The sequence below is a fragment of the Methylomonas sp. BG-2 genome, from assembly GCF_057766305.1.
Genome location: NZ_JBYMAP010000450.1, coordinates 1 through 1,600, shown reverse-complemented (window position 1 = coordinate 1,600; position 1,600 = coordinate 1). Strand labels below are relative to the sequence as shown.

Below are 1,600 nucleotides of genomic sequence, written 5' to 3'. Positions count from 1 at the left end.
CAAAGCCAGCTAATGCCCGGCTCAAACGCATCGATTAACATGGACAAACACATGAAACACTTATACGAAACCGTCGCGGAAACGGTGATCGCGCATATCGAGCAGGGCGTCTACAAGCCCGGTGAAAAGCTGCCCGGTGTCCGGCGGCTGAGCCAGCAATTGAATGTCAGCATCTCCACCGCGTTGGAAGCCTACCGTATGTTGGAAGACAGTGGCCGCATCCAGGCGCGTCTTCGCTCCGGGTACTATGTCAGCGGTTTTCGCCGGCAGTCCATCGTCGAACCCGAAATCTCCAACGCGCCAGTAACGCCGGCTAAGGTCACCGGCCAATCGCTGACACGGCAAATCCTGCGTGCCGCCAAGGATCCGCATCAAATCAATCTAGGCTCGTCGGTGCCGCATGCCGATTTTTTGCCGACTCATGCACTGCAACTAGCCACCGGCAAGGTGTCGCGGACTTTCGGCAAGCGCTGTTTCGACGCAGACGAATTACTCGGCAACCAGGAATTGCGCCGGCAAATCGCCAAGCGCATGGTGGAATTGCATTGCGTCGATAGCCCGGAAGACATCGTCGTCACGCACGGTGCCCGCGAAGCGGTGCGGCTGGCGCTGATGGCGGTCTGCCAGCCCGGCGATTTGATCGCCATCGAATCGCCGACCTTTTACGGCCTGCTGCAGGTCATCGAATCCTGCGGCATGGAGGCACTGGAAATTCCGACTCATCCGCGCGACGGTCTTTCGCTGGATGCCTTGCAAATGGCCATCGAACAATGGCCGATCAAGGCCTGTCTGATCGTTTCCAACTACAACAATCCGCTCGGTTCCTGCATGAGCGACGAGCGCAAGGCGGCACTGGTGGCCTTGCTGGAAAAGCACGAGATTCCGTTGGTCGAGGATGACGTATACGGCGACCTGGGCTTCGGATTACGTCGGCCTTCGGTCTGCAAATCCTGGAGCCGCAACGGCCAGGTGTTGTATTGCAACTCTTTCGCCAAAACTTTATCGCCGGGCATTCGAGTCGGCTGGCTGGTGCCGGGCCGCTACATGGAGAAAGTCGAAAATCTGAAATACATGATGCATCAGGCCGTGCCGACGCTGAACCAGTTGATCGTCGCCCACATGCTGGAGCAGGGCGGTTACGACCGCTATCTGCGCCAGGTGCGACAAGAATGCGCCCGCAACGTGGCGCAGGCGGTCAAGGCCGTCAGCCTGTTATTCCCAGAAGGCACGCGCGTCACCCAACCTGAAGGAGGCTTCGCGTTGTGGGTGGAGTTGCCGGCGGGTATCGACGCGATGGCTCTGCATCACCGTGCCAGCCAGGAAAACATCATCATCGCCCCCGGCCCCTTGTTCTCTGCCACGCAAAAGAAATACGGCAATTACATCCGCTTGAGTTGTGCGGTGCCGTGGAACGACAGAGTGGAAAAGGCCTTGAAGAAGTTGGGGGATATGGCGAGGGATTTGATGGCGGAGACTCGTTGAAGGATTGGAGTGCCCAGGGCTGACAGTGTTGTCTTCGTTGGATTGGCTGGCTTTAACGTTATATCCAATGCAATGCGGTTTAGCGTATTAAAAACCGATTGATCGAATACGGCAATGC

1 protein-coding gene is annotated in these 1,600 nt (G+C 57.4%); it reads left to right on the top strand.

Features of this window, described 5'->3' with window-relative positions; translation table 11 throughout:
• Positions 1 to 51 precede the first annotated feature (51 nt).
• Positions 52 to 1,482 carry an aminotransferase-like domain-containing protein gene (locus tag AC3B8H_RS21180; protein WP_488443486.1) on the top strand — a complete coding sequence of 477 codons (1,431 nt, stop codon included), beginning with the start codon at positions 52 to 54 and terminating at the stop codon, positions 1,480 to 1,482.
• The last annotated feature ends 118 nt before the right edge of the window (positions 1,483 to 1,600 follow it).